The 26,508-nt window shown below is 69.6% G+C and carries 25 protein-coding genes; 10 read left to right on the top strand and 15 right to left on the bottom strand.

Annotation, left to right across the window (positions count from 1 at the left end):
- Window positions 1-23: 23 nt before the first annotated feature.
- Entirely contained in the window at window positions 24-1,148 is a 1,125-nt protein-coding gene (locus tag AC1DBX_RS18295; RefSeq protein WP_476870219.1) for a glycerate kinase, read from the bottom strand.
- A gap of 184 nt (window positions 1,149-1,332) precedes the next feature.
- On the opposite strand from AC1DBX_RS18295, the gene AC1DBX_RS18290 reads away from it, so the two are divergent.
- Window positions 1,333-2,064, top strand: a complete 732-nt coding sequence (locus tag AC1DBX_RS18290) for a histidine phosphatase family protein (RefSeq protein ID WP_476932400.1) — start codon at window positions 1,333-1,335, stop codon at window positions 2,062-2,064.
- A gap of 77 nt (window positions 2,065-2,141) precedes the next feature.
- Here AC1DBX_RS18290 and AC1DBX_RS18285 read toward each other — a convergent pair whose 3' ends face one another.
- The 9 genes from AC1DBX_RS18285 to AC1DBX_RS18245 form a co-directional block, all read right to left on the bottom strand.
- On the bottom strand, window positions 2,142-2,984 hold the full coding sequence (locus AC1DBX_RS18285; protein WP_476859532.1) for a glycerophosphodiester phosphodiesterase family protein: 843 nt from the start codon (window positions 2,982-2,984) through the stop codon (window positions 2,142-2,144).
- Window positions 2,985-3,076: 92 nt separating this feature from the next.
- On the bottom strand, window positions 3,077-3,340 hold the full coding sequence (locus tag AC1DBX_RS18280; protein ID WP_476870222.1) for a hypothetical protein: 264 nt from the start codon (window positions 3,338-3,340) through the stop codon (window positions 3,077-3,079).
- A 194-nt stretch (window positions 3,341-3,534) separates the two neighbouring features.
- On the bottom strand, window positions 3,535-4,353 hold the full coding sequence (locus AC1DBX_RS18275; protein ID WP_476886776.1) for an HAD family hydrolase: 819 nt from the start codon (window positions 4,351-4,353) through the stop codon (window positions 3,535-3,537).
- Window positions 4,354-4,508: 155 nt separating this feature from the next.
- Window positions 4,509-5,021 carry a YbhB/YbcL family Raf kinase inhibitor-like protein gene (locus tag AC1DBX_RS18270; protein WP_476886777.1) on the bottom strand — a complete coding sequence of 171 codons (513 nt, stop codon included), beginning with the start codon at window positions 5,019-5,021 and terminating at the stop codon, window positions 4,509-4,511.
- A gap of 13 nt (window positions 5,022-5,034) precedes the next feature.
- A complete protein-coding gene (locus tag AC1DBX_RS18265) occupies window positions 5,035-5,988 on the bottom strand; it encodes a carbohydrate kinase family protein (protein WP_230010142.1) in 954 nt (317 codons plus the stop codon).
- 96 nt (window positions 5,989-6,084) lie between these two features.
- The gene (locus AC1DBX_RS18260; RefSeq protein ID WP_476859534.1) at window positions 6,085-7,446 is read right to left on the bottom strand and encodes an MBL fold metallo-hydrolase; all 1,362 of its coding nucleotides are present in this window, start codon (window positions 7,444-7,446) and stop codon (window positions 6,085-6,087) included.
- A 30-nt stretch (window positions 7,447-7,476) separates the two neighbouring features.
- Window positions 7,477-7,779: a rhodanese-like domain-containing protein gene (locus AC1DBX_RS18255; protein WP_028275958.1), complete on the bottom strand. Its 303-nt coding sequence runs from the start codon at window positions 7,777-7,779 to the stop codon at window positions 7,477-7,479.
- Between the two features lie 140 nt (window positions 7,780-7,919).
- Window positions 7,920-9,302, bottom strand: coding sequence for a Na+/H+ antiporter NhaA (nhaA, locus tag AC1DBX_RS18250; RefSeq protein ID WP_476859535.1), 1,383 nt, complete (start codon window positions 9,300-9,302; stop codon window positions 7,920-7,922).
- Window positions 9,303-9,438: 136 nt separating this feature from the next.
- Window positions 9,439-10,236: an alpha/beta hydrolase gene (locus tag AC1DBX_RS18245; protein ID WP_223914733.1), complete on the bottom strand. Its 798-nt coding sequence runs from the start codon at window positions 10,234-10,236 to the stop codon at window positions 9,439-9,441.
- 255 nt (window positions 10,237-10,491) lie between these two features.
- Between AC1DBX_RS18245 and AC1DBX_RS18240 the strand changes: the two genes are divergently transcribed.
- A complete protein-coding gene (locus AC1DBX_RS18240; RefSeq protein ID WP_223914734.1) occupies window positions 10,492-11,598 on the top strand; it encodes a GTP pyrophosphokinase in 1,107 nt (368 codons plus the stop codon).
- Between the two features lie 177 nt (window positions 11,599-11,775).
- Here AC1DBX_RS18240 and AC1DBX_RS18235 read toward each other — a convergent pair whose 3' ends face one another.
- Together AC1DBX_RS18235 and AC1DBX_RS18230 are read right to left on the bottom strand one after the other, a co-directional pair.
- Window positions 11,776-12,060 (bottom strand): DUF1540 domain-containing protein, encoded by a 285-nt coding sequence (locus AC1DBX_RS18235; RefSeq protein ID WP_028275954.1) that lies wholly within the window; start codon window positions 12,058-12,060, stop codon window positions 11,776-11,778.
- Window positions 12,061-12,186: 126 nt separating this feature from the next.
- Entirely contained in the window at window positions 12,187-13,707 is a 1,521-nt protein-coding gene (locus AC1DBX_RS18230; RefSeq protein WP_476932399.1) for a SulP family inorganic anion transporter, read from the bottom strand.
- A 251-nt stretch (window positions 13,708-13,958) separates the two neighbouring features.
- Here AC1DBX_RS18230 and AC1DBX_RS18225 point away from each other — a divergent pair, with 251 nt between their 5' ends.
- Window positions 13,959-15,038 (top strand): bile acid:sodium symporter family protein, encoded by a 1,080-nt coding sequence (locus AC1DBX_RS18225; protein ID WP_476932398.1) that lies wholly within the window; start codon window positions 13,959-13,961, stop codon window positions 15,036-15,038.
- A 5-nt stretch (window positions 15,039-15,043) separates the two neighbouring features.
- Here the strand turns inward: AC1DBX_RS18225 and AC1DBX_RS18220 are convergent, their stop codons facing one another.
- The 3 genes from AC1DBX_RS18220 to AC1DBX_RS18210 form a co-directional block, all read right to left on the bottom strand.
- Window positions 15,044-15,619 carry a LacI family DNA-binding transcriptional regulator gene (locus tag AC1DBX_RS18220; RefSeq protein ID WP_476870227.1) on the bottom strand — a complete coding sequence of 192 codons (576 nt, stop codon included), beginning with the start codon at window positions 15,617-15,619 and terminating at the stop codon, window positions 15,044-15,046.
- A gap of 81 nt (window positions 15,620-15,700) precedes the next feature.
- On the bottom strand, window positions 15,701-16,321 hold the full coding sequence (locus AC1DBX_RS18215; RefSeq protein WP_476932397.1) for a GNAT family N-acetyltransferase: 621 nt from the start codon (window positions 16,319-16,321) through the stop codon (window positions 15,701-15,703).
- The gene (locus tag AC1DBX_RS18210) at window positions 16,318-18,324 is read right to left on the bottom strand and encodes an FAD/NAD(P)-binding protein (protein ID WP_476932396.1); all 2,007 of its coding nucleotides are present in this window, start codon (window positions 18,322-18,324) and stop codon (window positions 16,318-16,320) included. Before AC1DBX_RS18210 ends, AC1DBX_RS18215 begins: the two co-directional genes overlap by 4 nt.
- Before the next feature lie 241 nt (window positions 18,325-18,565).
- Between AC1DBX_RS18210 and AC1DBX_RS18205 the strand changes: the two genes are divergently transcribed.
- From AC1DBX_RS18205 to AC1DBX_RS18175, 7 genes are read left to right on the top strand one after another with little or no spacing between them, the layout of a single operon-like run.
- The gene (locus AC1DBX_RS18205; RefSeq protein WP_476932395.1) at window positions 18,566-19,663 is read left to right on the top strand and encodes an amino acid ABC transporter permease; all 1,098 of its coding nucleotides are present in this window, start codon (window positions 18,566-18,568) and stop codon (window positions 19,661-19,663) included.
- Window positions 19,660-20,520: an amino acid ABC transporter ATP-binding protein gene (locus AC1DBX_RS18200; protein WP_476932394.1), complete on the top strand. Its 861-nt coding sequence runs from the start codon at window positions 19,660-19,662 to the stop codon at window positions 20,518-20,520. Before AC1DBX_RS18205 ends, AC1DBX_RS18200 begins: the two co-directional genes overlap by 4 nt.
- Before the next feature lie 8 nt (window positions 20,521-20,528).
- Window positions 20,529-21,593 carry an ABC transporter substrate-binding protein gene (locus AC1DBX_RS18195; RefSeq protein ID WP_476932393.1) on the top strand — a complete coding sequence of 355 codons (1,065 nt, stop codon included), beginning with the start codon at window positions 20,529-20,531 and terminating at the stop codon, window positions 21,591-21,593.
- Window positions 21,590-22,750: an LLM class flavin-dependent oxidoreductase gene (locus AC1DBX_RS18190; RefSeq protein ID WP_476870232.1), complete on the top strand. Its 1,161-nt coding sequence runs from the start codon at window positions 21,590-21,592 to the stop codon at window positions 22,748-22,750. The genes AC1DBX_RS18195 and AC1DBX_RS18190 overlap by 4 nt, the downstream gene beginning before the upstream one ends.
- Window positions 22,734-23,621, top strand: a complete 888-nt coding sequence (locus tag AC1DBX_RS18185) for a DUF1684 domain-containing protein (RefSeq protein WP_476932392.1) — start codon at window positions 22,734-22,736, stop codon at window positions 23,619-23,621. Before AC1DBX_RS18190 ends, AC1DBX_RS18185 begins: the two co-directional genes overlap by 17 nt.
- Complete coding sequence (locus AC1DBX_RS18180) at window positions 23,618-24,778, top strand: LLM class flavin-dependent oxidoreductase (protein ID WP_476932391.1); 1,161 nt, start codon at window positions 23,618-23,620, stop codon at window positions 24,776-24,778. Before AC1DBX_RS18185 ends, AC1DBX_RS18180 begins: the two co-directional genes overlap by 4 nt.
- Window positions 24,779-24,788: 10 nt before the next feature.
- Window positions 24,789-26,234, top strand: coding sequence for an NtaA/DmoA family FMN-dependent monooxygenase (locus AC1DBX_RS18175; protein ID WP_476932390.1), 1,446 nt, complete (start codon window positions 24,789-24,791; stop codon window positions 26,232-26,234).
- Window positions 26,235-26,508 lie beyond the last annotated feature (274 nt).

Below are 26,508 nucleotides of genomic sequence, written 5' to 3'. Positions count from 1 at the left end.
GGCGCAGCCGGCCAGCAGGGGCGTCAGGCGCCTTCGAGGACCTGGCTGGTGACCCAGGTAAGGTACTTTGCGGCGTTTGCTACTGCGTCCTGGGGGCTGCCGGCGACGTCCAGCAGCTGCGCCGCGGCCACCACGCCGTGACGGGCAAGGTCCTCCGGGGTGACGAGGATCCGGCCGGCCACCACGACCACCGGAATGCCAAGGGCCTGGGCGGCATCGGCGAGGGCGATCGGCGCCTTGCCTGTCAGCGATTGGCTGTCCATGGAGCCTTCTCCGGTGATGACCAAATCAGCCACCGCGAGTTTCGCGTCCAGCCCGGTGAGGCCGGCCACCAGCTCGAAGCCGCCTTCCAGGGCGGCCGTGCTGAAGGCCAGGAACGACGCCGGGAACCCGCCGGCCGCCCCGGCGCCGGGCACGTTGACGTCCCGGCCGGTACTCTGGCGCAGGACCGAAGCCCAGTTGCGCAGGCCGGCGTCGAGCAGTTCCACCGCATCGGCGTCGGCGCCTTTTTGCGGTCCGAACACGTGTGCCGCGCCGTCACTGCCGAACAGCGGGTTTTGGACGTCGACGGCGATCCTGAACTTCACCCCGGCCAGCCGCGGGTCCAGGCCGCTGATGTCCACGGACGCGACGTCGGCAAGCGACCCGCCGCCGAGGGGCACCACGTTGCCGGCGGCGTCCAACGGCTTGAGTCCGAGGGCGCGGAGGGCCCCGCTGCCGCCGTCGCTCATGGCCGAACCGCCTACGCCCAGCACGATTTCCGTGGCACCGGCGTCCAGTGCGGCGGCGATCAGCTGGCCGCAGCCGTAGCTGTGGGCGCGCAGGGCGTTGGCCGGTGTGGGCTCCATGTGCGCCAGCCCTGAGGCCTGCGCCGTTTCAATCACCGCGGTGGCGCCGCCGAAAGCATCCGCCCGGATGGCCCACGCGGCACCGATCGGGGCCAGGATCGGGCCGACGACCGCGTTGAGCCGTTCCTCGTAGCCGGCCGCGACGGCCGCCTCGAGGGTTCCTTCGCCGCCGTCGGCCACCGGGAACTGGATGGCGTCGGCCTCGGGGTAGACGCGGAGGGCGCCTTCGGCAATGGCCGCGGCGGCTTCGACGGCGGTGAGGGAACCCTTGAACTTGTCCGGGGCGATGAGGATGCGCATGGCTCTATCCTGCCAGCCCGGCGGCCCCGGTGTTGCTCGATCGCCGGTGCAGGGGACAAATCCGCGCCACCGGGAGTAACCTTTCTGCCACACATATTCCAGCCCGGGCCCGCCCGGCAGAGGACGACGTTGGAAAGCAACGGATAGGGGGACGGTGAGCCACTATGGACACGGCGTTCCGGGCGTGAGCGAGTTACTGCTCGTGCGGCACGGTGAAAGCCAGGGCAACGTTGCCGCCACGCTGGCTCAGCAGGCCGGCGCGCATGTCATTGACGTCCCGGCCCGGGACGCGGACGTCGGATTGTCGGACACGGGACGGGAGCAGGCGCTGGCCCTGGGCAGACTCCTCGCGGACTACCCGGACGGCCGGCGCACGCCAGTCTGGTCCTCGCCCTACCTGCGCGCACGCCAGACCGCGGAACTCGCCGTCCAGACCGGCGGCTGGCAAACATCTATCCTGATCGATGAGCGGTTGCGCGACCGTGAGCTCGGCATCCTGGACATGCTCACTTCGGCCGGGGTGGAAGCCCGACTCCCGGAGGAGGCCGGCCGGCGGCGGTGGCTCGGCAAGTTCTACTACCGGCCCCCGGGCGGCGAGTCCTGGGCGGACGTCGTGCTGCGGCTTCGCTCGCTGCTCGCCGACCTCGACACCAGGCATCCGGGCGGGGGCGTCCTGCTGGTCTGCCACGATGCCGTGATCCTGCTCATCCGCTACATCCTGGAGGGGCTCTCGGAGGAGCAGCTGCTGGACATCGCGGCCGCGTCCACCATCCTCAACGCCTCCCTCAGCCGCTTCATCCGGCCCGGCGGCCGGGGGGAATGGCAGCTGGAGGGGTTCAATATGGCCGACCACCTCACGAGCGAAGGTGTCCCGGTAACCCAGCACTCGGGAGACGCCGATGTCCACCCCCGCTAACTCCCGGCAAGCGAAACGCCGCCCCCAGGCCGCGGCCGTCACCCCCGCTTTGCTGCGCGCCTGGCCGGAGCGATCCTTCAGGACCAGGTCCCGCGCTCCTGGAGGACCGACTTGAGCAGGTCCGCGCGGTCCGTGACAATCCCGTCGACGCCAAGGTCAAGCAGCCGGTGCATTTCCGCGGGCTCGTTGATTGTCCAGACGTGGACCTGCAGCCCGTGCCGGTGTGCCCGCCGGATGAAGCCCGGCGTCACCACCGGCACGGCGCCGTAGCGGACGGGGACCTGCAGGGCGTGGACTCCGCGCAGAGCCCGGCGCACCACGGCGGACATCAGCGGCGTCGGCAGCACGGGGCCCAGCAGGACGAACACGGCGTTGGACACGATGCCGGCCGAGCTCGCGGCGGGACGGCTCAGCTGCTTCAGCACTGCCCGGCGCCGCCGGTCCGAGAAACTGGCCACCAGCACGCGGTCGTGCAGTCCGTGGCGTTCGATCGCCGAGGCCAGGGTGCCCACGGAGTTCCAGTCCTTGACGTCGATATTGAGCCGGACGTCCGGGAAGGCAGCGATCAACTCATCGAACCGCGGGATCGGTTCGGTCCCGCCGATCCTGGCCCGGGCCACGGTTGAGGCGGGAAGGTCAGCGATTTGGCCCCGGCCCTCCGTGATCCGGTCCAGGGTCTTGTCGTGGAAGAGCACCAACACGCCGTCGGCCGTGGTGTGCACGTCCGTCTCCAGATGCCGGAACCCGAGGTCGACGGCGGCGCGGAACGCGGCCATCGAGTTCTCCAGCCCGTCCAGTGAGAAGCCCCGGTGGGCCAGCGCCAGCGGCGCCCGGGAACCGCCCGGGGCCGGGGTGGCGGCGCCCTCCGGGCCGCCGTCGCGATCCCCGCGAGGGGCAAAGTAGGGGTGCAGGTCAGTCACTCCTGAAGCGTACCTTGGTCTGCCGGGACCGGGATTCGACCGGGGCTTGGGGGCCGGTACTGGCGGGCCGGGTCAGCGGGCCTCAGTGGGCCTCAGTGGGACGGGCTGTCAGGAGCCTGCTGGCGGATTTCGACGCCGTCGCTGCAGTGCAGCAGCGTGCGGCCGCGGCCGCCGTCGAGGTCGACCCAAACGACGCTGTGGTCCGCCGTCACGGCGTCCACAAGCCCGCCGGTCTCAAGGCCCGGGGCGAGCCGGACGCTGACGCGGTCGCCCTGGCGCAGCTGCCGCCAGTGCCGGTCCGGTTCCACCGGGTGCAGGGGTTGTTCGTCCGTGTTGTTGATGCGGTGCCTGGCCATGATGTCCCCATTCTCGGTCAAACGTTTCGTCGCGAGCTTCCAGCCTAGGAGGCCAAGGTGAACGCCAGTTGACCGCGAGCTGGGAATCCGGTGTCCGCCGGGAACCGGGCGACCGGTGCGGGGACCTGGGCCGGGGCGTGGGCGTGGGGACCTGGGCCGGGGCGGGCGTGGGGAGCGGGTGCGGGACCGGGGTTTTAGGGCAGCCGGACGCCGAGTTCGGCGAGCTTTGACTCGAGGATCTGGGCGACGCCGTCGTCGTCGAAGTGCGGGGCCTGCCGGCCGGCGGCCCGGATCGCTTCCGGGTGGCCGCTGGCCATCGCGTAGCCGTGCCCGGCCCAGCGAAGCATCTCGATGTCGTTGGGCATGTCCCCGAATGCCACCACGTCCGCGGCGCCGATGCCGAGGGACGACGCATATTCAGCCAGGGCCACGGCCTTGTTCACGCCTGGCAGGGACAGCTCGAGGAGCGCCATGTTCGGCGCCGAGTGCGTCGCGGCGGCCAGATGGGCGACGGCGGGCGTCACCTCGGCCAGGAACTCATCGGCGGTGCCTTCGCGGACAATGGCCAGGAACTTCGCCACGGCGTCCGCCTCCGTGAGGGTGGAGTGAAGCGGGGCCGGGGTGAATTCCGCGAGCAGTTCGCTCGAGCCGTTTTCGATAAAGCCCGGTTCCAGATGGAAGCCGGTCAGGGTTTCGGCGGCAAACAGCGCGGACGGACGCAGCCGCTTGATGATGCGGCGGGCCTCGAACATGGCGTCGAGGTCCAGTGTCCGCGCCGAGAGCAGGCGGTCGGCCTCGAGGTCCCACACGACGGCGCCGTTGGAGCAGATGACCGTTCCGGCATGCCCCAGCTGGTCCTGCAGGGGGTGGAGCCAGCGCGGCGGCCGTCCGGTGACGAACACCAGTTCCAGCCCGGCGTCGCGGCAGGCGTGGAACGCGCGGACGGTCCGGTCGCTGATTTTGCCGTCATGGCCGAGGATCGTTCCGTCAATGTCACTTGCTACCAGCCGCATAGTGCCAGTCTACGTGCGCCGGGGCGGCAGGCCCTCGCGGCCGCATTCGCCGAGTTCGCCGGACCGCGTCGGGTTCGCCGGACAATCACGGCGAATTGGGGAGGTTCCGGCGAACTCGGCGACAGGGGCGACAGGCTCGGCGGGCGGCGGCGGGCTCAGTGACGTTCGAAGATGCCGGTCAGCGTGCCCCGGCCCAGGGTGTGCTGCGACAGCTTCGCCTCCAGGCTGCCCGGAGCGGTGTGCTCGTTGAGTCCGGACGGTGCGATGTCGAGCGCGTGGACGGTGATGACGTACCGGTGCGGCCCGTGTCCGGGAGGCGGTGCGGCGCCCAGGTAGCCATGGAATCCGGCGTCGTTCTTCAACTGGATGGCGCCCGCGGGAAGGAGCCTGCCGCCCTCGGCGCCCGCTCCTGCCGGCAACGAGGTGACGTCGGCGGGGACGTCCAGCACGGCCCAGTGCCAGAAGCCGCCGCGCCCCGGGGCGTCGGGGTCGAACATCGTCAGCGCGTAGCCCTTGGTGCCGGCCGGGGCGCCACTCCAGCTCAGCTGCGGGGATTCGTCCCGGCCGCCGGCGCGCATTTTGCCGCTGCGCTGGGCGGCCGGGAGCGTCTGGCCCTCCGCGTAGGATTCACTGCGGACGGGGAACACCGGAACATCGTGCCGTGTCATGGCTGCCTTTCACTCACTGCAGGGGCTGGGCCCCCATTTCCATCCGTGCCAGTTCCGCGCGCGTGGGCGGGTTCGCGCCGGCGCGGGACACGGTGACCGCCGCTGCCCGGGAGGCATGGGCGAGGACATCGCGGAGGCTTTCGGCGGAGAGTTCGCGCAGGCCCTTGCGGTTTTGTGCCCCGTCCAGGCCCAGATCCACCACGCCGGACAGGAGCGCGGCCATGAAGGAATCCCCGGCGCCGACTGTGTCCGCGACGTTGATCTCAGGGGCCGGGAACTGCGCCTCACCGGCGGCGTTGATGCCCCAGGGCCCCTTGCTGCCGCGGGTCACCACCACCATTGCCGGCCCTTCGGAACCGCCCAACGCCTGCCAACGGCGGGCCGAGTCCAGCGGGTCCACGCCCGGGTAGAGCCATTCGAGGTCCTCGTCGGAGGCCTTCACAACGTCGGCGAGGCGCACAAACTTTTCGGCCTGCCCGCGGGCGTAGTCCACGTCCGGGATGATGCTGGGACGGCAATTGGGGTCGAAGCTGATGGTGGCGGACGGGTGGGCGCGCTCGACGGCGGCAAACACGTCGGCGGCGCCCGGCGCCAGCATGGTGGCGATCGAACCGGTGTGCAGCAGCGTGGTTCCCTGGAGCAGGAACGGCAGTCGCGCCGCGACGCCGGGAAGCTCCCAGGCGAGGTCGAACGTGTACGTGGCGGCGCCGGCGTCGTCGATCAGGGCGGAGGCCACACTGGTGGGCAGCTCGTCGGGTCCCAGCGGGAGCAGCACGGAGCTCGACTTCAGGTGCGCGGCCAGGGCCTCGCCATACGCATCGCGGCCGTAGCGGCCGATGAACTGGACCGGATGGTCCAGCCGCGCCAGCCCCACCGCCACGTTGAGGGGGCTGCCGCCGACATGGGCCTGGACGCCGGAGGACCGCTGGACAACATCAACCAGCCCCTCGCCAATAACTGTGAGCATGACCATACTCTGCCAGAGAATGCGCTCCGGTGCCGTGTGTTGCGCCCCGACCCGCTTCCGCCCTGCCGGCGTCACTGCCGGCATCACTGCCGGCGCTCAGGCCGCGGTGGTGTCCAGCGCGATCCCCGCGGACGCGGCATGGGCAAACCTGGCGTCGATGTGGACCACGTCCCGGCCTGCCCGTTGCAGGAGGCTGGCGGCGACCCCGGCACGGTACCCGGAGCCGCAGTGCACCCAAAGTTTCCCGGCGGGAATGTCGCCGAGGCGCAGCAACAGTTCGTGCAGCGGCACGTTGACCGCGCCCACCACGCGGGCGGCAGCGAATTCGTCGGCCCGGCGCACGTCCAGGACAGTGTCCTCAGGCGCCCGGCCGGCGAGCATGCCGTCCCAGCCCACGCGCGGGTAGGAGGCGAGGCCGGCCTGCGGGGCGAGGGCGTGCGGCTCGGAACCGAGCGCGGCGTCGGGGGATTCGATGCCGATCCGGGAGAGGTCGCGGATGGCGTTCTCAACGTCTTCCCGCGAGCCCACCAGGGTCAGCGGTTCGCGCCACGGCAGCACCCAGCCGAGATAGGTGGTGAAACTGGAGCCGGAGCCATACTCAAAACTGACGCTGCCCTTGAGGTGGCTGTTGGCGAACGCCACGCGCCGGCGCAGGTCCACCACCCACTCGCCGCCGTCCAGGCGCCGGGTGAGTTCGGCGGCATCGAGCGATGCCGGAACGGCCAGCTCGGCAGGGCCCGGGCCCCGGACATTGGCCGGGCTCATGTGCGCGTAGTAGGAGGGGTGGTCCGTGAGGTTGGCGATGAGCTGGCGGACGAAGTGGTCCTCATCGGGGTCCGTCAGGGCGTGGTTGGCGGCAAGCTGCTCACCGATGGTGGAGGACCGGGCACCGCTGGCGGGTCCGGAGGAGCAGAACGAGCCGAATCCGTGGGTCGGGAACAGGGCCGCGTCAGGGCCGGCCTCTGCGGCGAGGCGACGGACCGAGGCGTACTGGTCGTGGGTCAAGCCAACGGTGTCCGCCTCGGCGACAAGGTCCGTGCGGCCCACCGAGCCATACAGGAGGCTGCCGCCCGAGAAGACGGCCTGCTTCCCGCCGTCGTCCACGATGAACGACAGGTGGGTATGCGTGTGGCCCGGCGTGGCGACCGCCTTGACCGTAAGCGAGCCCACGCGGACCGTTTGGCCGTCCGTGATGGGAGTGCGCTCGAACCCGACGGCGTCCGCGGCGTTGACGAGATAGCTGGCGCCGTGGGCGCGGGCCAGGATCAGCCCGCCGGTGATGTAGTCATTGTGCATGTGCGTTTCGGCCACGTGCGTGATGGCTACCCCGGCGTCACGGGCGGCCGCCTCGATGCGGTCCGTGTCGCGCTGCGGGTCGATCGCCAGCGCCACCGAGCCGTCGTGGACCAGGTAGCTGCGGTCCCCGAGCTGCGGGGTCTCGATGACGATGACTTCCATGGTCCCTCCGGTGCGGTCAGCCCTTGAAGGTCAGCCCCGGTTGACGGGGTGTCCCTCGTCCTGCCACTTCATGATCCCGCCGGTGACGTTGACGGCGTCGTATCCCTGGTCCTCCAGGTAGGTGGCGGCCTGGGCACTGCGGCCCCCGGCGGCGCACATGACGTAGACGGTGCCGCTGGCCGGGACCTCGGCGAGGGACTGGACGAACCGTGAGAGCGGGATGCTCCGGGCGCCGGGAACGCGGACGGCGACGTATTCGTCTTCCTCGCGGACATCGACGATTTCGGTGGCATCGCCCAGGGCGGCCAGGTCCTTGACGGAAATGCTCTTCATGCCTGTTCCTTTCGCGGGCGCCAGATGGCCCGGCGCGCGTATTCCAGCTCAATCATGATACCCCTTGGGGTATCATTGACCCTCCGGACGGCCCCTCCCGCCACACCCCTAAATATAGCCCGTCGGCCTGGCCTGCCAACCTAGCCTGCGGGGCGGTCCTGCTGGTAGACGTCCGGGATGCCGTCGTGGTCCGAGTCGACCTGTTCCGCCTCCTCCGCACGCCGGTACTGGTGGTTGCGTGTCCGGAGCACCGTGGTGGCAAGGAGCGCGGCGAGCAGTGAGGCCGCGAGGATCCCTACCTTCGCGTGGTCTTCATGCGCGGTGCCCTGGCCGAAGCTCAACTCGGCAAGCAGTAGCGAGACCGTGAAACCGATGCCGGCGAGGATGGCGAGGCCGAAGACGTCAATCCACTTGAAGGACCCGTCCAGGCGGGCCCGCGTGACTTTGGTGATGAGCCATGTGGTGCCGAGGATCCCCGCCGGCTTTCCGGCAACCAGCGCCACGATGATGCCCACCGCCACGGGGTCCGTCAGGGCGGCACCGAGGCCCTGCCAGCCGCCTATGGCCACCCCGGCGGAAAAGAACGCGAAGACCGGGACGGCGATCCCGGCCGAGATGGGGCGGAACCGGTGTTCGAAAATCTCCGCCAGGCCCGGGCCGGCTTCAGGGCCGCCGCTGGCCTTCGAACGTTTGACGGGAATGGCAAATCCGAGCAGGACCCCGGCCACGGTGGCGTGGATGCCTGATGCGTGCACGAGGGCCCACGTCGCGAAGCCGAGCGGCAGCAGAATCACCCAGGCTGCGGCTGCGTGCGTGCCGAAGAACCGCCGGTATTTGTGCGCCAGGAACGTGTAGAGGCCCAGCGGGAGCAGGGCCAGCAGGAACGGCTCGGGGTGGAGATCGCTGGTGTAGAAGATCGCGATGATGGCGATGGCCAGGAGGTCGTCGACGACGGCGAGGGTCAGCAGGAAGATCCGCAGCGCACTGGGCAGGTGGGAACCGATGAGCGCCAGCACCGCGACGGCGAAAGCGATGTCGGTGGCGGTGGGAATGGCCCAGCCGTGCAGCGTTTCGGGACCGGAGAGGTTGATGGCCGCGTAGATGAGTGCCGGAACGGCCACACCGCCAACGGCGGCGGCCACCGGAACCACGGACTTGCTCGGCTCGCGCAGGTCGCCGGCGACAAACTCGCGCTTGAGTTCGAGCCCCACCAGGAAGAAGAAGATGGCCAGCAGTCCGTCGGCGGCCCAGGCGCCCAGGCTCAGGTCCAGATGCCAGGGCGCGTAGCCGATGGTGAAGTCGCGCAGTGCGAAGTAACTCTCCGAGGCCGGTGAGTTGGCCCAGATAAGGGCCACCATCGCCGCGGCGACCAGCAGGGCGCCGCCCACGGTTTCCTTGCGGAGGATCTCGCCGATCCGCAGGGCCTCGGCATAGCTGCCCCGGCCGAAAATGGTGAGGCGGGGCGGCGAAGGAGGAGGCGGTGTTGGTGAAGAGGGTGTTGGCGAAGGAGGCAAGGCGCTCATGGGATCCTCAAAATGGGGTCGACGGAACTATGCCGACCAGACTTCCCGGCGCACCTGCGCTCCAGTCTATTCGCTTTCGCCGGCCAGGGGATGCCGTCAGGGACACCGTGGCCCCATCCCGGCCGCCGGGCGGACTTCAGACCAGCAGCTGCTGCACGAGTTCACGGCATTTCCGGTACGCGGGTGCCTTTGGATCGATGAGCGCGAAGTGGTCGCCCGGGACCTTGAGCAGCTGGACCGGCGCGCCGGCGGCCTTGGCTGCGCCGGCGTAGGTCTCGGACTGGCTCACCGGCACGGTATCGTCCTCCGTGCCGTGAACGGCATATACGGGCACGCCCAGCGGCACCGCACTCATGGGGTCGGCAAATTTATGCCGTTTGGGATATTTCTCCGATGAGCCGCCCAGGAAGTTGCTGACGGCGCCGTTGCTGAGGTTGAGCCGCTCGGCGGCCGCGAGGTTAAGTACCCCCGACTGGCTGACGACGCCGGTGAGCTGCACCGCGCCGTCGTCGTCGCCCCGACGCGTCAGCTGACGGTCCGCGTCCGGGGCACCAAGCCCCGCGAGCCGGCGGCGTCCCGCCGCCCAGACGGCGAGGTGGCCGCCTGCCGAGTGGCCCAGGGCCACCACGCGGTCCAGTCCCAGCCCGTGCTCGTCGGCCAGTTCTCCGAGCTTGTCGATGCCGGCCAGGACGTCGGCGAACGTGTTGGGCCAGCCTCCGCCGTTGCCGGCCCGCCGGTACTCCAGGTTCCAGGCCGCCATGCCGTGCGCGGCGAGGTCCTTGGCAAGGGGCTCCCCCAGTTCTGCGCCGTACTGCGAACGCCAGTACCCGCCATGGATCACCACCACCACACCCTTGGGCGCGGCAACATCCGGGAGGAAGAGCTCACCCCACTGGCTGGGGTCCTCGCCATATTGGTACTTGTGCCTCTTCACAGCGTCCTCCTTGGGGCCCGGTGAACAGGCGGCGGAGACTGCCCCCAGAGTCACCGCCGCTGCGGCCGCGATCATAGTCCGCCGCCGCATTTCAGCCATATGCTGAGCCTACCTTGGGCACCAAGCGGCCCAGCGCAGGCCGGACCCCTCGCATGCCGGACCCCTCCCATGCCTGCTGCGCCGCCCTTGCCTGCGGGCGTGCCCGGCGTTGCCAGCCTGCGGGCCGGTGCCGGTGGTGCGCCGTAAGCTGGATCCATGGCGAGCAACTGGGACCGTTTGGACGTGAGCCTGCGCGATTCCGTGCAGGAGAACGTGGAGTTGTACGAGCGGGTCCGGCCTGCCCTGAAGCTGGTCACCCGGGAGGTCCTGCTCACGCTGCGGACCATGCTCAAGGACACCGAAGTCACGCCGTTGTTCGTCACCGGACGCACCAAGACCGTTGAATCCTTTCGCGAGAAGATTTCCCGCATTGAGGAACCGCTGGAGCCGGGCGGGCCACCTGTGCTGAAGTTCCCGGACCCGTTCCGGACCCTGAATGACATGGTGGGAATCCGTGTGATCACGAAGCTGCCGGCGGAAAACGCGGTGGTGGCGAATCTGATCAAGCGCCAGCGCCAGCTCTTTGACTGCCGGGGGGACCGGGAAAAGGACATCGGCTCGATCGAGTCCGGCACATACGGCTACTCGAGCCGGCACCTGATCCTGCGGACCATCCAGAACGAGGCCGTCAAGGACTACCAGCTGGCCTTCAACCCGGACGTCCCGCCGAACGGCAGCTACTTCTTCGAGTGCCAGATCCGCACCGTCTTCGCCCACGCCTGGAGCGAGATCGAGCACGACATCCGGTTCAAGGCCGAGGACCCGCGGGCCTGGACCCCGCACTTCGACCGCCAGTTCACCGCGACGGCCGCCATGCTGGAGACCGTGGAGAGCGCGTTCTCGGACCTGCACGAACGCTACGAGGAGGTCCGCGGCTACTGGGACATGGACGGTGAGGGTGCCGCGCAGCTGACGCCCAACCGGATCCGGGACGTCTGGCGGACCCTGCTGCCGCACGTGGACCGGAAGGTCGACGACGACTGGGGCTGGGCCGCGGAGCTCATGGCCGCCCACGGCCTCAACCAGACCATGCAGCTCGCCGGGCTGCTTAGCGCCAACCGGATCACCGAGGTCCGCAAGGCCCTGGACCACCGCTACTCCCCCGGCCCGGACCGGCTCCTCGATGACCTGCTGCTGTGGCAGTACGGCACCGAGCACATCGAGCTCACCGCCGAGCCGGCCGACGCCGTCCCGCACCCCCGGCGCGACAGCCTCCTGCGGCGGCTCAAGCAGATCGAACGGTACCGGCTCACCCAGGGCTAGCGCGCGCCTGCCTGCATCTGCGGATGCCCTCTGCCACCACCGATTCTCCCCACCTTTGAACCAGCGACGCCGGGCCTCACCGGCGGTTCGGCCCGACACGCCGGGTGCCGTCCCCAAAGGCGGGGAATTTCAGCGCCAGCGGGGCGGATGTTCGATGGACGCGGAAGGCGGGTGCGGCTACGTGTGGGCGTAGGTGAGGCAGTCGGCGTTGTCGACGCCCGGGCCCACGTGAACTTCGGGCGCCTTGCACATCAGATGGTCGTTGTGGGTGCACTCGGAACGCTGGCAGGCGCCGACGTCGGCCAGCACCTTGGGGAGCCCGCCGTGCACCCCGATGTCTATGAAGGTCGCGCACGAGGCATGATCTGCGGCGCCGCCGACGGTAATGGCGGCCGCGTTGCAGTGGGAGTGGTCATTGAAGGAGCAATTGCTCACGCTGCAGTCGGCTACGTGCGTCGTCATTGGATTTCCTCCATGCTCCGGCCACCCGGACGGGCGGCGCCGTAAATCCACGCTAGGCCGCACCAAGGCAAACAAAAAGACCCAAACGTGTGACCTAATACCGGCCCGACCGGTCGCGCCGCCCCGTCAGTTCCCCGCGCCGAGCTTGCCGGCCAGGCGTTCGCGCATCAGGGCGCTGGCCCGGTTCAGGCCCACGACGTCGACGCTCTTGCCGTGCTGCCGGTACTTCTCCGTGATGGCATCCAAAGCGGCGATCGTGGAGGTGTCCCACAGGTGGGAGTCGCGCATGTCGATGACGACGCGCTCGGGGTCCAGTGCGTACTCGAACTGGGTGTAGAGGTCATTCGCGGAGGCGAAGAACAGCTCGCCGTCCACGCGATACGTGGCCCGGCCGCCGTCGTGCTCCGTCACGGTGCGCTCGACGGTGACGAAGTGGGCCACCCGCCTGGCGAACAGGACCATCGCGACGAGTACGCCGACGCCGACGCCGATTGCCAGGTTGTGCGTGGCAACGGTGACCACCACCGTCGCCGCCATGACGGCGGTTTCGCTCTTGGGCAGGGCCTTGAGGGTGGCGGGCCGGATGCTGTGCCAGTCAAAGGTGGCAACTGATACGAAAATCATGACGGCCACGAGCGCGGCCATCGGGATGAGGGACACAATGTCTCCGAGTGCCACCACGAGGATGAGCAGGAAGACGCCGGCCAGAAGGGTGGAGATCCGGGTCCGGGCGCCGGAGGCTTTGACGTTGATCATGGTCTGGCCGATCATTGCGCAGCCGCCCATCCCGCCGAAGCAGCCGGTGACAATGTTCGCGACGCCCTGCCCCCAGGCCTCGCGGGTCTTGGCTGAACGCGTGTCCGTGATGTCATCCACGAGCTTCGCGGTCATGAGGGATTCGAGCAGGCCCACGAAGGCCATGGCCAGCGCGAACGGGAAGATGACCTGCAACGTTTCGAACGTGTTCGGCACGTTGGGCAGTGACAAAGAGGGCAGCGAGTCCGGCAGTGCACCCTTGTCCCCCACAGTGGGAACGACGACGGCGGCCGTCACCGTGATGAGCGTCAGGGCCACAATGGCCACGAGGGGTGCGGGGACGGCTTTGGTGAGCCTGGGCAGGCCGAAGTCGATCAGCAGGCCCAGCGCGGTGAGCGGGTAGACCAGCCAGGGCACTCCGATCAGCTCGGGCACCTGCGATAGAAAGATCAGGATGGCCAGGGCGTTCACAAACCCCACCATGACCGGGCGGGGGATGAACCGCATCAGTTTCGCCACGCCGGAGAGGCCCAGCACGATCTGGAAAATGCCGGCCAGAATCACCGCCGCCACAAGGTAATCCAGTCCGTGGGACTTCACCAGTGGGGCGATCACCAGGGCGACGGCGCCGGTGGCCGCAGAAATCATCGCCGGACGGCCGCCGACGAAGGCGATGGTCACTGCCATCGTGAAGGACGCGAAGAGCCCGATCCTCGGGTCCACGCCGGCGATGATCGAGAAGGCGATCGCCTCAGGAATCAGAGCCAGTGCCACCACGAGGCCGCCCAAAACCTCGGTCTTGAGCCGTCGCGGGGACGTCAAGGCGCCTCGGACCGATTGCAGTTGCGCGGGCGTGGCGGCCGGGGCCTGCGCGTCGATACTGGTGGCCATCGCTGGCTCCGTTCGTGGTCAAGGAGGCCGAACGGCCTCCAGATGTCAAAGAATGTGCAGAAATCAGGGAAGGTGGGGCGCTGCGTCGCGCCGGGGTGGGGAGTTCGCCTTTTCGGGCTCACCCACGCAATGAACCCTACCCGTCGGATTCCCGCCCGCACGGCCGCACGGCGGCATAAAAATCTGACATATTTGTCCGACAGGTGGTCACGAAGTGGCCACCCCGTGGACGCCGGTGGCACCATTCTTGGATGCTTGAGGCAACTAAAACTTCGAATACCGCCCGGGACGCGGGCACTGCCGCCGACGTCCCGGCCAATCCCGCCCTCGCCGCCGAGGCAAAGATTGCCCGCATCGCGGTGACGGTCTTCCCGGTCCTTGTGGTGGTGGCCGGACTCGCCGGCTTCCTGCTCCCCGGCGCGTTCAAACCCCTCGCCCCCAGCGTGCCCTTCCTGCTGGGCATCATCATGTTCTGCATGGGCCTGACGCTGACGCCGCCCGATTTCGCGTCGGTGGCCAAGCGGCCCTGGGCCGTGGCCCTGGGAATTGTGGCGCACTACGTCATCATGCCGGGGGCCGGCTGGCTGATCGCCGTCGGCCTCCACCTCGAGCCGGAGCTTGCGGTGGGCCTGATCCTGGTGGGCTGCGCGCCGTCGGGCACCGCCTCCAACGTGATGGCGTTCCTCGCCAAGGGCGACGTCGCCCTGTCCGTGGCCGTCGCCTCCGTGTCCACCCTGATCGCGCCGATCGTGACGCCGCTGCTGGTGCTGTTCCTGGCCGGCTCGTACCTGAACATCGACGCCGGGGGCATGGTCCAGGACATCGTCAAGACCGTCCTCCTGCCGGTCATCGCCGGACTGCTGGCCCGCCTCTTCCTCAAGAAGCTCGTGGCCAAGGTCCTGCCCGCGCTGCCGTGGGCCTCGGCCGTCGTGATTTCCCTGATCGTCGCGATTGTCGTGGCCGGCAGCGCCAGCAAGATCGTCGCCGCGGGCGGCATCGTGTTCCTCGCCGTGGTGCTGCACAACGGCTTCGGCCTGGGTCTGGGCTACCTGGCCGGCAAGCTGGGGCGCCTGGATGACAAGGCGCGCAGGGCCCTCGCCTTCGAGGTCGGGATGCAGAATTCCGGCCTGGCTGCCACCCTCGCCACCGCGCACTTCGGCGCGTTGGCGGCGCTGCCGTCTGCGGTCTTCTCCCTGTGGCACAACGTCTCCGGCGCGATCGTGGCCGCGTGGCTGGCCCGCCGTCCCCTCCGGGAGGCCGCAACCCAGGAAACCGCAACGCAGAACGCGGCACCGCAGAACACAGCACCGGAGGCCGCGCTGAAAGCCTAAGGTTCCTAACCCCGCAACTGTGCCAGCAGCAGAATGACGGCGCGCCCGGCCAGGATCTCGGGGGTGTCCGTGCCGGCGGGGACCACCTCGTGTCCGCCCTGGACAGCAAGGCTGCCGGGCCCGGCGTCGTCCGTGATGAACACGTGGGGCGTGCCGCGGCCAGCGGGCTCTGCCATGGCGCCGGAATCGTCGTCCGTCTTCGGCGCGCTGGTGTGGATCACGCCGTCGGCTCCGCCGGAGAGCATGAACTGCCGCCAGTTCCCGCCCAGCAGGATGACCGGCTGGTAGCCGTGCTCCGGCAGGATCCTGGCCAGCACCGTGGCGATGGCCCTGTCCCGGGGCTGCTCGAGGTCCGGGACGGCCACGGCCACCAGCTCCGTCCGGCCCCGGCGCATTCCCCGGGCGGCACTGTTGGCCACATAGCCAAGTTCGCGGACCGCGGCGTGCACCCGGTCCTGGGTGGCTTCGCTGATCCGGGTGGTACCGCCGGAGCGGCCGGAGAGCACATAGGAGACGGTGGTCAGGGAGACCCCGGCCGTCTGCGCGACATCGCGGATGGTGGGCTTGGATCCAGGCCGCACTGATGACTCCCGGCTGTTTCTCCGCCGGGTCCGCGGCGGCTCGTGAAAACTTTGTTTTAGGGCAGACCCCCTGTGTGAACTCTAGCCCGAAGCGCCGGTTCCCGGCCCACACCGACCAAGCAGCGCGGCGGGGTTCGCGGCGGGGTTTGCGGCGGGCAGGTCCTTGGTGAATGCCAGCGGCCCGATGGTTTCCGGGTCGGCGGAGAGATCGAACTGTGCCTCGTAACCGGTGCTCAGGTAGAGGTGTTTCGCCTCCGGCTGGCGCGGGCCGGTTGTCAGGTAGACCTTCCGGTAGCCGCGACGGCCGGCCAGCGCCTCCAGCTCGGCAAGGACAAACCGGGCCAGTCCGCGGCGGCGGTGCGCTGAATGCGTCCAGATCCGCTTGAACTCGGCGGTCTGCGGGCCGTGCCGGCGGAACGCGCCGCCGGCCACGGATTCGCCGTTCTCGCGCACAATCAGCAGGGCCCCGCCCGGCGCGGCGAATTCCTCGGCCGGGTAACGGTTGAGTTCCTCCGCGGCGGCCCCGCGGCCAAAGAGGCTGCCGTAGCGGGTGTCGTATTCGAGCGCGAGCTCGTCCAGGAGCGGACGGACCCTGGCATCGCTCATGGGGAGATTGAGGACCGTCAGCGCGGCGGTGTCCACGGGCGGGGTGTCCACGGGCGGGGTGTCCACGGGCGGGGTGTGTAGTGGGGACGGGGTCATGACGGGTCCTTTCCGCCGGCGGCGGCCTGCGGCACCGCCCGGCCGGCGTCCGTTTGATCGTTGTTCGCCAGGCCGCTGTCGGCCGGGCCGGTGTTGGGGTTCGCCAGCAGGTTCAGGACTCGCCGGGCCAGGGCATCGTTTTCGCGGAACGGCGCGGCGTTGGTGCCGGGCCGGGCGAAGGCGCCGGCGCCCCAGCCGGAAGTACCGGGCCCGACGCCGAACAGCCGTTCGCGCCGCTCCCCCACCGGACTGATGAGCTCGTTGTGGGCGGACACCAGGAGCCGTCCGGTCGCGTGCGTGCCGTCGGCAGTGAGGAGCTGCTGTTCAGTGCCGAGCCCGGAGGCGTGCAGCTGGCGCAGCAGCGGGTTCGCGGAGCGGGCCACCGACGGCGCCGGGAGCCGGGCCTCGATCAGGGCCGGCGCTGACACGCTGATCCCGGATTGGGCCGAGCGGGCGACGAACCGGCCCGAGTACTCCGCGGCCTCGATCTCCAGTCCCGGGCCAATGAACTGCAGCAGACCGGCCCGGTGGATCGCCAGCATCTCCCGCAGCCTGCGCGGCGGCGGCCCGGAATCCACGAAGCTGAAGAAGCCGTGCCACCAGCCCTGGACCTCCCGCTGCGATCGTGCGTTCAGCCGCTCGGACGGCACCAGCCGGCCCAGGTCCATGTAGGACTTCAGCAAGGAAGTGAACAGGGCCAGGGTTTCCGAATGGTCCGGCCCGGTGCGCAGCTCAAGGTCGCGGCCAATGTACGCTGCCACCGCCGACTGGAAGTCTGCGTGGCCGGCGAAAACGCGGCCGGCGAAGGGATGGTCCAGCCGTTCGAGGTCCAGGTGGAGCCCTACGTCCGGGACGGACCCGGCGACGAGCCGCCGGCGCTCCTGGCTGTACCAGTCCGCAGCGGCGAACCGTTCGGCGAATTCCCGCCAGCCGATCCGGACCCGTTCCGGGTAGCCGGTGAACAGCTCGCGGTAGTACGCGTAACCGGCGTCCTTGGCGATCAGGGGCCACAGCTGGGCGCGGAAGTCCACCTCGCCAGGCGCATCCAGCAGCGCCGTGACGGCGTCGGCCGTGAAGAACGCCGGCTCGCCCGCTGCGTCGCCGCGCAGGGCGGACGTGATCTTGGAGTGGTAGGGCACGCCGCGGCGGGAGCCGGCCCACAGCCGCGGCTCGGCACCGGAGGGCACGTAGCGCAGGCGGCCGCCTGGCAGCTCCTCGAATCTGCCGCCGCGGCCCTCCATGAGCAGGACCAGCAGGTCCACGAAGGCCAGGCCCATGCCGGAGACAATCACGTCCTGGCCGGCGGCGAGGGGTGAGTAGTCGACGTCGGTGGTGTAGCTGGGCGCCGCGTGGAACGCGCCGTGCCGGGCGGCAAAACCTGCCCACGCCGCAGACTCCTCATTGGGCAGCGAATCCGTGTGCCCCAGGGAGGCGATCACGACGTCGGCGTGCAGTACCGCGCCGCCGGCCAGCCGGACGCGGTAGCGTTCCGGACCTTGGTCGGCTTCATGCTGCACCGGCTCGACGGCGGACGCCGTGTCCCGGTGCACGGTGACGGTGGTGTCCGGTCCGAGGGCGGCGACGGAGCGGCGGAAGAACCATTCCAGGTAGACACTCTGCAGCTGCCGAGTGGGGAAGGTGGCACCGGTGAGGGCGGCCAGCTGGCGCCGGAGTTCCGCCGGCAGCTCCGGAACATCCGCGATGGACCCGTCCAGGACCCCGGCGGCCCACTTTGCCAGGCCGGGGCCGTCGACCGCGGGTCCCTCGCATTGGACGGAGGCATCCGTGAACATCGTGACGTCCGCCGCCGCGGAGTTGAGCATCAGCCCGGGATGCTGCTCGTAACGCCAGATCCTGCCGGCACCCGGGGTGTGCGGCTCCACGACGTGGATCTGCAGGGCGCCGTCGAGCAGCTCCGGCCGGTTGGCGGCGAGGCGTTCCAGCAGCCCGGCCGCGCGCGGGCCGCCGCCGATGAGGACCACGGATGGGGCATTCACTGGCATGACGGTCTCCTGGCTCGGGTGCGGAGCCCTCATGCTAGGCACCCGAAATGGAGCCGGTCGAGGCGCCGGTCACGGCCGTTCACCCCGCGTAATGCGGCGTAAATCGAGGCAAGAATTCGTCGTGTGACGCCGTGCGAACCTGCGTGAACGTATGCAACCTGCCGCCTTGCCGCGCGTTTTCGCACGGCCCTAGATTGGCAGCCAACTACCCCCACAGCAACTGGAAGAAGCGAGGTGGCGCATGAGTTCAACAGCAACCCCGGTGGCACAGTCCTCCCCGGAGCCGGCGTCCGCCGGCATCGAATCCGCACCCGAGACCGCGGAGGTCCGGCCCGCAGGACCCGTACCCGCCGGCGAGACCGCACCGGCCGGAACTGTCGGCTCCGGTTCGGTGGGCCGCAAGGCCGCAACCGACTACGCCGACTACCGGCTGGTCCCGGCCCGCCATCCGTGGCGCTGGGTGGGCACCGCCGTCGTCGCCGTGGGCGTGGCCGGCATTGCCTGGTCGCTGGCCACCAACCCGCGCTGGGAGTGGGGCGTGGTGGCGCAGTGGTTCACCGCGCAGTCGATCGTGAACGGCCTGCTGGAGACCCTGAAACTGACGGCGATCTCCGGGGCGCTCGGCTTCATCCTGGGGTTCATCCTGGCGCTGATGCGGCTGTCCGCGTCGCCCCTGCTGGTCTCCGTCTCCTGGACGTTCTCCTGGATTTTCCGGTCCACGCCGCTGCTGGTGCAGATGCTGCTCTGGTACAACCTGGGCTACCTCTACGAGAAAATCAGCCTGGGGCTCCCCTTCACGGACGTGCGCTTCTTTGAGGCGCAGACCACCACCCTGATCAGCCAGTTCGCCGCGGCAGTCCTCGGCCTGACCTTGAACCAGGCCGCCTACTCCGCCGAGATCATCCGCGGCGGCATCCTGTCCGTGGACCAGGGCCAGCTCGAGGCCGCAACCGCCCTGGGCATTCCGGCCTGGCGGCGTTCCACCAGGATCGTCCTGCCCCAGGCCATGCGGGCCATCCTGCCCACCGCCTTCAACGAGGTGATCGGCCTCGTCAAGGGCACCTCGATCGTCTACGTCCTGGCCTATTCCGAGCTGTTCTACACCGTCCAGGTCATTTACAACCGCACCCAGCAGGTCCTGCCGCTGCTGCTCGTGGCCACGCTCTGGTACATCGTCATCACCTCGGTCCTGAGCGTCTTCCAGTACTACATCGAGCGGCACTACTCCAGGGGCGCGGTCCGCACGCTGCCCCTGACCCCGCTGCAGAAGGCCCGCAAATTCCTCGCCATCCATACGCCCGCCGCCCGGGAATCGAACCAGGAAAGGGGCACCCGATGAGCACCGCACTCCGTACGACCACCCAGACCCCGTCCGCGGCCGCTGCCACGGACGCCGTAACCACCCGCGGCCTCGTCGAGATCACAAAGGTCCGCAAGTCCTTCGGCGCCGCGGAAATCCTCAAGGGCATCACGCTGACGGTCGAGCCCGGGGGTGTCGCCGTGATCGTCGGACCGTCCGGATCCGGCAAATCCACCCTCCTGCGCACCATCAACCACCTCGAAAAGGTCGACGCCGGGTTCATCGCGATCGACGGCACGCTGGTGGGCTACGAGGTCCGCGGGCGACGGCTCCACGAGTTGCGCGAAAAGGAAATCCTGAAGCAGCGCACCGAGATCGGCATGGTGTTCCAGAACTTCAACCTCTTCCCGCACCTGACCGCGCTGGAAAACGTCACCGAGGCACCGATCGTCGCGCCGCGGGCCGGAAAACCCCAGCTCTCCAAGGCCGAGGCCCGCGACCGCGGGCTGGAACTGCTGGACCGCGTGGGCCTGAAGGACCGTGCCGGCGCCTACCCGCGCCAGCTGTCCGGCGGCCAGCAGCAGCGCGTCGCGATCGCCCGGGCGCTTGCCCTGGACCCGAAGATCCTGCTCTTCGACGAGCCCACGTCGGCCCTGGACCCGGAACTGGTCAACGAGGTCCTGGACGTCATCCGCGGGCTGGCCAAGTCCGGCACCACGCTGATCATCGTCACGCATGAGATGGGCTTCGCCCGCGACGTCGCCGACACGGTGGTGTTCATGGACCAGGGCCAGATCGTCGAGCAAGGCACACCCCAGGAAATTTTCACCAACCCGCGCGAAGTTCGCACCCGGAGCTTCTTCTCCAAAGTCATCGAACCCGCTTTCAACATCTAAGGAACCCCATGGCAATGAGCTCCGCCCTCCGCACCGCCCGCGCGAGTACTGGTCCCCGGCGGACGCGTGCGGCGCTTCCCGCCGTCGTCCTCATCGGCACCCTGTCCGGCACCGTGGCCCTGAGTGGCTGCGCGGATCCCGGCGCATCTGCCGCGTCCGGCGGGCATCCGGCGACGACGGCTGCCCGCAACGGCGTCGTCTACAACACCTCGCCGGACCAGCAGCGGATCCGGGCCGAGAAGGACGCATCCCTGGCCGCGAAGGTCCCCGCGCTGATCGGCAAGGACGGCAAGCTGACCGTCGCGACGACGGCGGGCGCGATTCCGCTGTCCTTCCACGCCACGGACGACAAGACCCCGATCGGCGTGGAGGTGGACCTGGCCCAGCTGGTCGCGGACAAGCTGGGCCTGGACCTGGACGTCCAGGTGACCTCCTGGGAGAACTGGCCGTTGAAGACCCAGTCCGGCGACTTCGAGGCCGTGTTCTCCAATGTGGGCATCAATGCCGCCCGCGTGAAGCTCTTCGACTTCTCCAGCTACCGCGCCGCGTACATGGGCTTCGAGGCGAAGAAGAGCTCCGGTTACAACATCAAGGGCTCCGATGACATCTCCGGGCTGAAGATCTCGGTGGGCTCGGGCACCAACCAGGAGAAGATCCTGATCGCCTGGAACAAGGAGCTCGAGGCCAAGGGAAAGGCGCCCGCGGTGCTGCAGTACTACTCCTCCGACGCCGACACCATCCTGGCGCTGTCCTCCGGCCGCACCGACCTGAACCTCGCGCCCTACCCGTCCGTCACGTACCGGGAAAACACCCGCGACGACCTCAAGGTGGTGGGCAAGGTCAACGCCGGGTGGCCGTCCGAGACCCTGGTCGCGGCCACCACGCTCAAGGGCAACGGCCTGGCCCCGGCCATCACGGACGCCCTGAACTCCGCCATCAAGGACGGCTCCTACGCCAAGGTCCTGGACCGCTGGGGACTCTCCGAGGAAGCCCTTCCCGAGTCCACGACCGTCACTGAGGGCAACTTCGGGCCAGCCCCTGCAGGGAAGACCCAGACAGGGAAAACACAGTGAGGTTCCAGGTCCTCGACATCATCCCGCACCTGAAGAACCCGGTCACCGGGGAGATCGTCTCCACCGCGGACCGGCTCAACCAGGTGGTGGAGACCGCGCGCCGGGCGGAGGGCCTCGGCTACGACAGCTTCTCCGTCGGGGAACGCCACGCGGGTGAGTTCATCTCCTCCTCCCCCACCACCGTGCTCGCCGCCATCGCCGCCGTCACCACCAGGATCCGGCTGCAAAGCGGCGTGACGGTGCTGTCCGTGCTGGACCCGGTGCGGGTCGCCGAGGACTACGCCACGATCGACCAGCTCAGCCGCGGCCGGCTGGAACTGGTGATCGGCAAGGGCAATGAGGTGCTGCAGTACCCGCTGTTCGGCCTGGACCTGGCGGACCAGTGGGAGCTCCTCGCGGAGAAATATGCCCTGCTCCGCCAGCTGTGGACCGAGGAAAACGTCACGTGGTCCGGGAGGTTCCGCGCCGCGCTGACGGAGCCCACCACCACGACGCCGCGGCCCTTCGCCGGGGCGCCGCGGGTCTGGCACGGCTCCGCCACCAGCCTGGCCTCGGCGGCGCTGGCGGCGCAGTGGGGCGATCCGCTGTTCACGGCCAACGCGATCCAGCCGCGGGAAAACTACAAGGTGCTCATTGACCACTACCGCGAGGAATACGCGCGCCACGGCCACGATCCCCGGCACCAGTACCTGGGCTCCGGATCGGGCGCGGGCGGGGTGTTCATCGCGGACACCACGCAGGAGGCCAAGCGGCAGTTCGGCCCGGTCTACGAGGCCCTCACGACCGGCCGGAACGTTCCCGGCAACAACTCCCCCTACCGGGACATCGACCACGCCGTCGCCGACGGTCCGGCCCTGGTGGGCAGCGCGGAGCAGGTGATCGACAAGATCCTCAGCTACCACGCGCTCTACGGCCACGACCTGCAGTCCATCTCGCTGCCCACCACACTGCCCTTCGCCCAGCAGCTGGAAATCCTCGAGCGCTTCGCCCTGGAAATCATTCCGGCCGTCCGCGCCGCCGCGCCCACCACGCTCTGGGCCGACGGCGACCCGCACGCCGGCCGGCCTGCATTCGCCGGCACTACTGAGACCGACGCCGCCGCCCGCGTCACGGCCGACCACACCCACCACAGGAGCTCTCATGTCCACGCCCACTGACACCGACGGCAGTCCTGACATTCGTCCCGACCGCCGTCCCGACAATGAATTCCAAGCCGCCTGGGCGGACTGGCATGCCGCGCACGAACGCCACCGCGCCGACCCCCACGGCTTCCTCGCCGTTACGCACCTGCATTGGCTCGAGTCCTCACCCGCCCGGCTGGACGGCGCGCCGGGCACCTGGAGCGTCGAGGACGGCGCAGTCCGCCTGGCTTTGGGGGCCGGCGAACGCGTCCTTCGCGACGGGCGGGAACTGAACGCCGACGGGACCGGAGCCACAGTGTTCCTCGGCCCCATCCCCGAGCGCGACGGCCTGAATCTGCGGGTGGAGGATGCCGGCGCCGGCCATACCGTGATCGAGCTCGCCAAACGCGGCGGCCGCTATGTCGTGCGGCCGCGGCATCCCCTGAACCCGCTGCTCACCGGCTACCGCGGGACGCCCGCCTACGCCCCCACCCCTGAATATGCCATTTCAGGAATATTCGTCCCGTTCGCCGAACCGCGGCCCACCACCGTGGGCGCGGCGGTCGAAGGAATCCACCACGTCTACGAGGCCCCGGGGGAAATCCACTTCCGGCTCCGCGGCAAGGACCTGAGCCTCACCGCATTCAACGGCCACACTCCGGGCACGCTGTCTGTCCTTTTCACGGACGCGACCTCGGGCAAAAGCACCTACGCGGCCAACCGCTCGCTCACCGTGGCGGCTCCGGGCGCCCACGGCACGGTCTGGCTCGACTTCAACCGGGCGGTGAACCTGCCGGGCGCCTACACAGACCTCGCCACGTGCCCGCTGCCGCCGGCCGAGAACCGCCTGCCGGTGCCCATCGAGGCCGGCGAACAGATCCCCCACGAACGACAGGACGCATCATGAGCACCCATCCCGCCAAGAACGGCCCCCGCGAACACGGCCTGCTCCTGCTGGAGCTCGACGGCGCCGGCAGCCACCCGGCCGCGTGGCGGGTTTCCCGGACGGCCCCGGCAGCCGTGCTGGGCCCGGAACACCTCCGCGGCGCCGTGCTCGCCGCCGAGTCCGCCGGATTCCACGCGGCGACGTTCTCCGACCCCGGCCTGCCGGACCCCGGGCACCCGGACGCCGCGGCCCGGCTCAACGCCCTGCAGCGCGCCGCGTTCGCCGGCCCCGTGACCCGCTCCCTCGCACTGATTCCGGAAGTGGACACCGCCTACACCGAGCCGTTCCACATCTCCACCCAGCTCGCCAGCCTCGACTACGTCTCCGGCGGACGGGCCGGCTGGCTGGTATCCGCTTCATCAAGCGCGGCCGATGCCGCCGCCGTCGGACGTGACACCCTGCGCGGGGACCGGCTCTCCCGCGAGGCCGCCGATGCGATCGAGGTCGGCCGCAGGCTCTGGGACTCGTGGGAGGACAACGCCGTGATCCGCGACGTCCCCACCGGGCGCTACCTCGACGTCGACAAGCTGCATTACATCGACGTCGAAAACGGCAGCTATTCCGTCAAGGGTCCGTCGATCATTCCGCGGCCGCCCCAGGGCCAGCTGCCCGTACTGGCCCCGGCCGGGCTCCTCACCGCGGAGGCCGTCGCGGCCGGGGCAGCCGACGCGCTCCTGGTCTCGGCCCCGACGCCCGGGCTCCTGGCCGCCGAGCTCGCGGCGACGCGTGCAGGCCTCGCCGCCGGCGGCAACGGTCCTGCGCTGATCGCCGAGCTCGACGTCGTGCTGGACTCCCGCGGCCAGGCCGCCGCCCAGCGGCTGGCCGGGCTGAACGGCCACACCCCGTGGCAGAGCCCGCGCGCACAGTTCATCGGCTCGGCGGCCGGGCTTGCCGATCTGCTCACCGAGGTGCTGGCCTGGGCCGAAGGGGTCCGCCTGCACCCCGCCGTGCTGGACACGGATCTTGAGGAACTGACGCGGCTGGTGCTGCCCGAACTGCGCCGGCGCGGGGTCCTCGCCCCCACCAGCCCGGACGCCACATTCCGCGATCAGCTGGGGCTGGCGCGGCCAGCCAGCCGCTACGCCGCCGCATCCAGCGCCCCCGGCGCGGAAAACTAAGGAGCCCACCATGAGCCACAGCACCCACCCCGCCGCTGAATTCACCGCGTCCGGGTTCATCCCCTCAGGTCAGCTCCAGATGGGCGTGTTCTTCCAGGGCGTCAACTCCGGAACCGTCTGGAAGGCGGCCGAGTCCGGCTCCCAGACCGACTTCGAATCGTTCCGGCGCATCGCCCAAACCGCCGAGCGCGGCCTGTTCGCGGCGTTCTTCCTCGGCGAAGGCCTGCGGCTGCGCGAGCATCTTGGCCGCCCGCACGCGCTCGACGTCGCCGGCCGTCCCGACGCGCAGACCGCCCTCGCCGCCTTGGCCGCGGTGACCACCAAGATCGGGCTGGTCGCAACCCAGAACACCACGTACAACGACCCCGCAGACCTGGCGCACCGGCTCTCCACGCTGGATCTGCTGTCCGGTGGCCGCGCGGCCTGGAACATCGTCACCACGGACAACGCCTGGACCGGCGCCAACTTCCGCCGCGGCGGCTACCTGGACCACGCCGACCGGTACACCCATGCCGAGGCCTTCGTGGAAACCGCCAAGCGGATCTGGGACGCGTGGGACGACGGCGCCGTCGCGGGCTCGGCCTCCGCCGAGCGGTGGTCGGCGGAGGGCGCGGTCCGGCGGGTGCGCCACACCGGCCGGCACTACACCGTCGACGTCACCCCGCGGCTGCCGCGCAGCGCCCAGTACCGGCCGGTGCTGTTCCAGGCCGGGGATTCGCCCGAGGGCAGGGACTTCGCCGCCCGGCAGGCGGACGTCATCTTTTCCGCGCACCCGCAGCTCGATGACGCCCTGGAGTTCCGCCGCGACATCGTGGAGCGCACCCTCCGGGCCGGCCGCGGCGCCCAGGACGTGAAGATCATGCCTGCCAGCGAGTTCATCCTCGCCGCCACGCCGCGAGAGGCCCTCGAAAAGAAGGCCTGGGTCCGCAGTCTGCAGATCGGCCCGCAGCAGGCCATCGCGTACCTCGAACAGTTCTGGGGCCGGGAACTGCAGGGCTACGACCCCGACGGCCCGCTGCCGGACATCGACCCCGTGGTCGAAGAAACCTCCGAAACGCGCGGCAGCGGCTTCCACGGCGCCAAGGCACGCCAGCTGGCCGACCAGTGGCGGGCCGAGGCCACGGAGAAGGGCCTGTCCATCCGCCAATTCGTCTCGGCCAAGACCAGCCGGGGCGACTCCACCTTCAGCGGCTCGTACACCGAGGTCGCGGACCGGCTCAGCGAGTATGCCCGGACCGGTGCCGTCGACGGCTTCAACATCTCGCCGTGGCTGATCCCGTCCGGCCTCGACGACATCGTCAACCACCTCGTCCCGGAACTGCAGGAGCGCGGCGTGTACCCCACGGAGTACGCGGGCAGCACGCTGCGGGAGAACCTCGGCCTGGCCGTGCCGGTGCGCACAGGTGCCAGCGTCGAGGCCGGCATCGATTCAGGTTCGGTCACGGCACAGGCCTAGACGATCTCCGCTGGGTCACCACGCAGTCACAACGAATCCCCGCCGGAGACGTTCCCGGCGGGGATTCGTTGGCTTTCGGCACCGTTCATTCAACCAACGCGGGGTCACATCGCGCCCATAATCCTCTCGCAAAGTCATACGGTCGTTGCAACATTCTGGTTTTGGAGGTTGCGATGCCGAGTGGTTATCGGGCGCCCGATGCGCTGAAGGATGAGTTTTTCTCCCTGGTCCGGCAGGGGGTGTCGGTCAAGGAAGCCTCTGCCCGGATCGGGGT

This window comes from Arthrobacter sp. 10N44_2 (assembly GCF_056394385.1).
This window is presented reverse-complemented; position numbering and strand designations above follow the sequence as displayed.

Bases quoted from the DNA above. Each gene is read 5' to 3' on its own strand.
- AC1DBX_RS18200 (WP_476932394.1), top strand. From the start codon at position 19,660: ATGAGCACCGCACTCCGTACGACCACCCAGACCCCGTCCGCGGCCGCT.
- AC1DBX_RS18280 (WP_476870222.1), bottom strand. From the start codon at position 3,340: ATGGCCAGGCACCGCATCAACAACACGGACGAACAACCCCTGCACCCG.
- AC1DBX_RS18265 (WP_230010142.1), bottom strand. From the start codon at position 5,988: ATGCTCACAGTTATTGGCGAGGGGCTGGTTGATGTTGTCCAGCGGTCC.
- AC1DBX_RS18235 (WP_028275954.1), bottom strand. From the start codon at position 12,060: ATGACGACGCACGTAGCCGACTGCAGCGTGAGCAATTGCTCCTTCAAT.
- AC1DBX_RS18180 (WP_476932391.1), top strand. From the start codon at position 23,618: ATGAGCACCCATCCCGCCAAGAACGGCCCCCGCGAACACGGCCTGCTC.
- AC1DBX_RS18240 (WP_223914734.1), top strand. From the start codon at position 10,492: ATGGCGAGCAACTGGGACCGTTTGGACGTGAGCCTGCGCGATTCCGTG.
- AC1DBX_RS18260 (WP_476859534.1), bottom strand. From the start codon at position 7,446: ATGGAAGTCATCGTCATCGAGACCCCGCAGCTCGGGGACCGCAGCTAC.
- AC1DBX_RS18215 (WP_476932397.1), bottom strand. From the start codon at position 16,321: ATGACCCCGTCCCCACTACACACCCCGCCCGTGGACACCCCGCCCGTG.
- AC1DBX_RS18230 (WP_476932399.1), bottom strand. From the start codon at position 13,707: ATGGCCACCAGTATCGACGCGCAGGCCCCGGCCGCCACGCCCGCGCAA.
- AC1DBX_RS18210 (WP_476932396.1), bottom strand. From the start codon at position 18,324: ATGCCAGTGAATGCCCCATCCGTGGTCCTCATCGGCGGCGGCCCGCGC.
- AC1DBX_RS18175 (WP_476932390.1), top strand. From the start codon at position 24,789: ATGAGCCACAGCACCCACCCCGCCGCTGAATTCACCGCGTCCGGGTTC.
- AC1DBX_RS18255 (WP_028275958.1), bottom strand. From the start codon at position 7,779: ATGAAGAGCATTTCCGTCAAGGACCTGGCCGCCCTGGGCGATGCCACC.
- AC1DBX_RS18185 (WP_476932392.1), top strand. From the start codon at position 22,734: ATGTCCACGCCCACTGACACCGACGGCAGTCCTGACATTCGTCCCGAC.
- AC1DBX_RS18195 (WP_476932393.1), top strand. From the start codon at position 20,529: ATGGCAATGAGCTCCGCCCTCCGCACCGCCCGCGCGAGTACTGGTCCC.
- AC1DBX_RS18275 (WP_476886776.1), bottom strand. From the start codon at position 4,353: ATGCGGCTGGTAGCAAGTGACATTGACGGAACGATCCTCGGCCATGAC.
- AC1DBX_RS18225 (WP_476932398.1), top strand. From the start codon at position 13,959: ATGCTTGAGGCAACTAAAACTTCGAATACCGCCCGGGACGCGGGCACT.
- AC1DBX_RS18295 (WP_476870219.1), bottom strand. From the start codon at position 1,148: ATGCGCATCCTCATCGCCCCGGACAAGTTCAAGGGTTCCCTCACCGCC.
- AC1DBX_RS18205 (WP_476932395.1), top strand. From the start codon at position 18,566: ATGAGTTCAACAGCAACCCCGGTGGCACAGTCCTCCCCGGAGCCGGCG.
- AC1DBX_RS18270 (WP_476886777.1), bottom strand. From the start codon at position 5,021: ATGACACGGCACGATGTTCCGGTGTTCCCCGTCCGCAGTGAATCCTAC.
- nhaA (WP_476859535.1), bottom strand. From the start codon at position 9,302: ATGAGCGCCTTGCCTCCTTCGCCAACACCCTCTTCACCAACACCGCCT.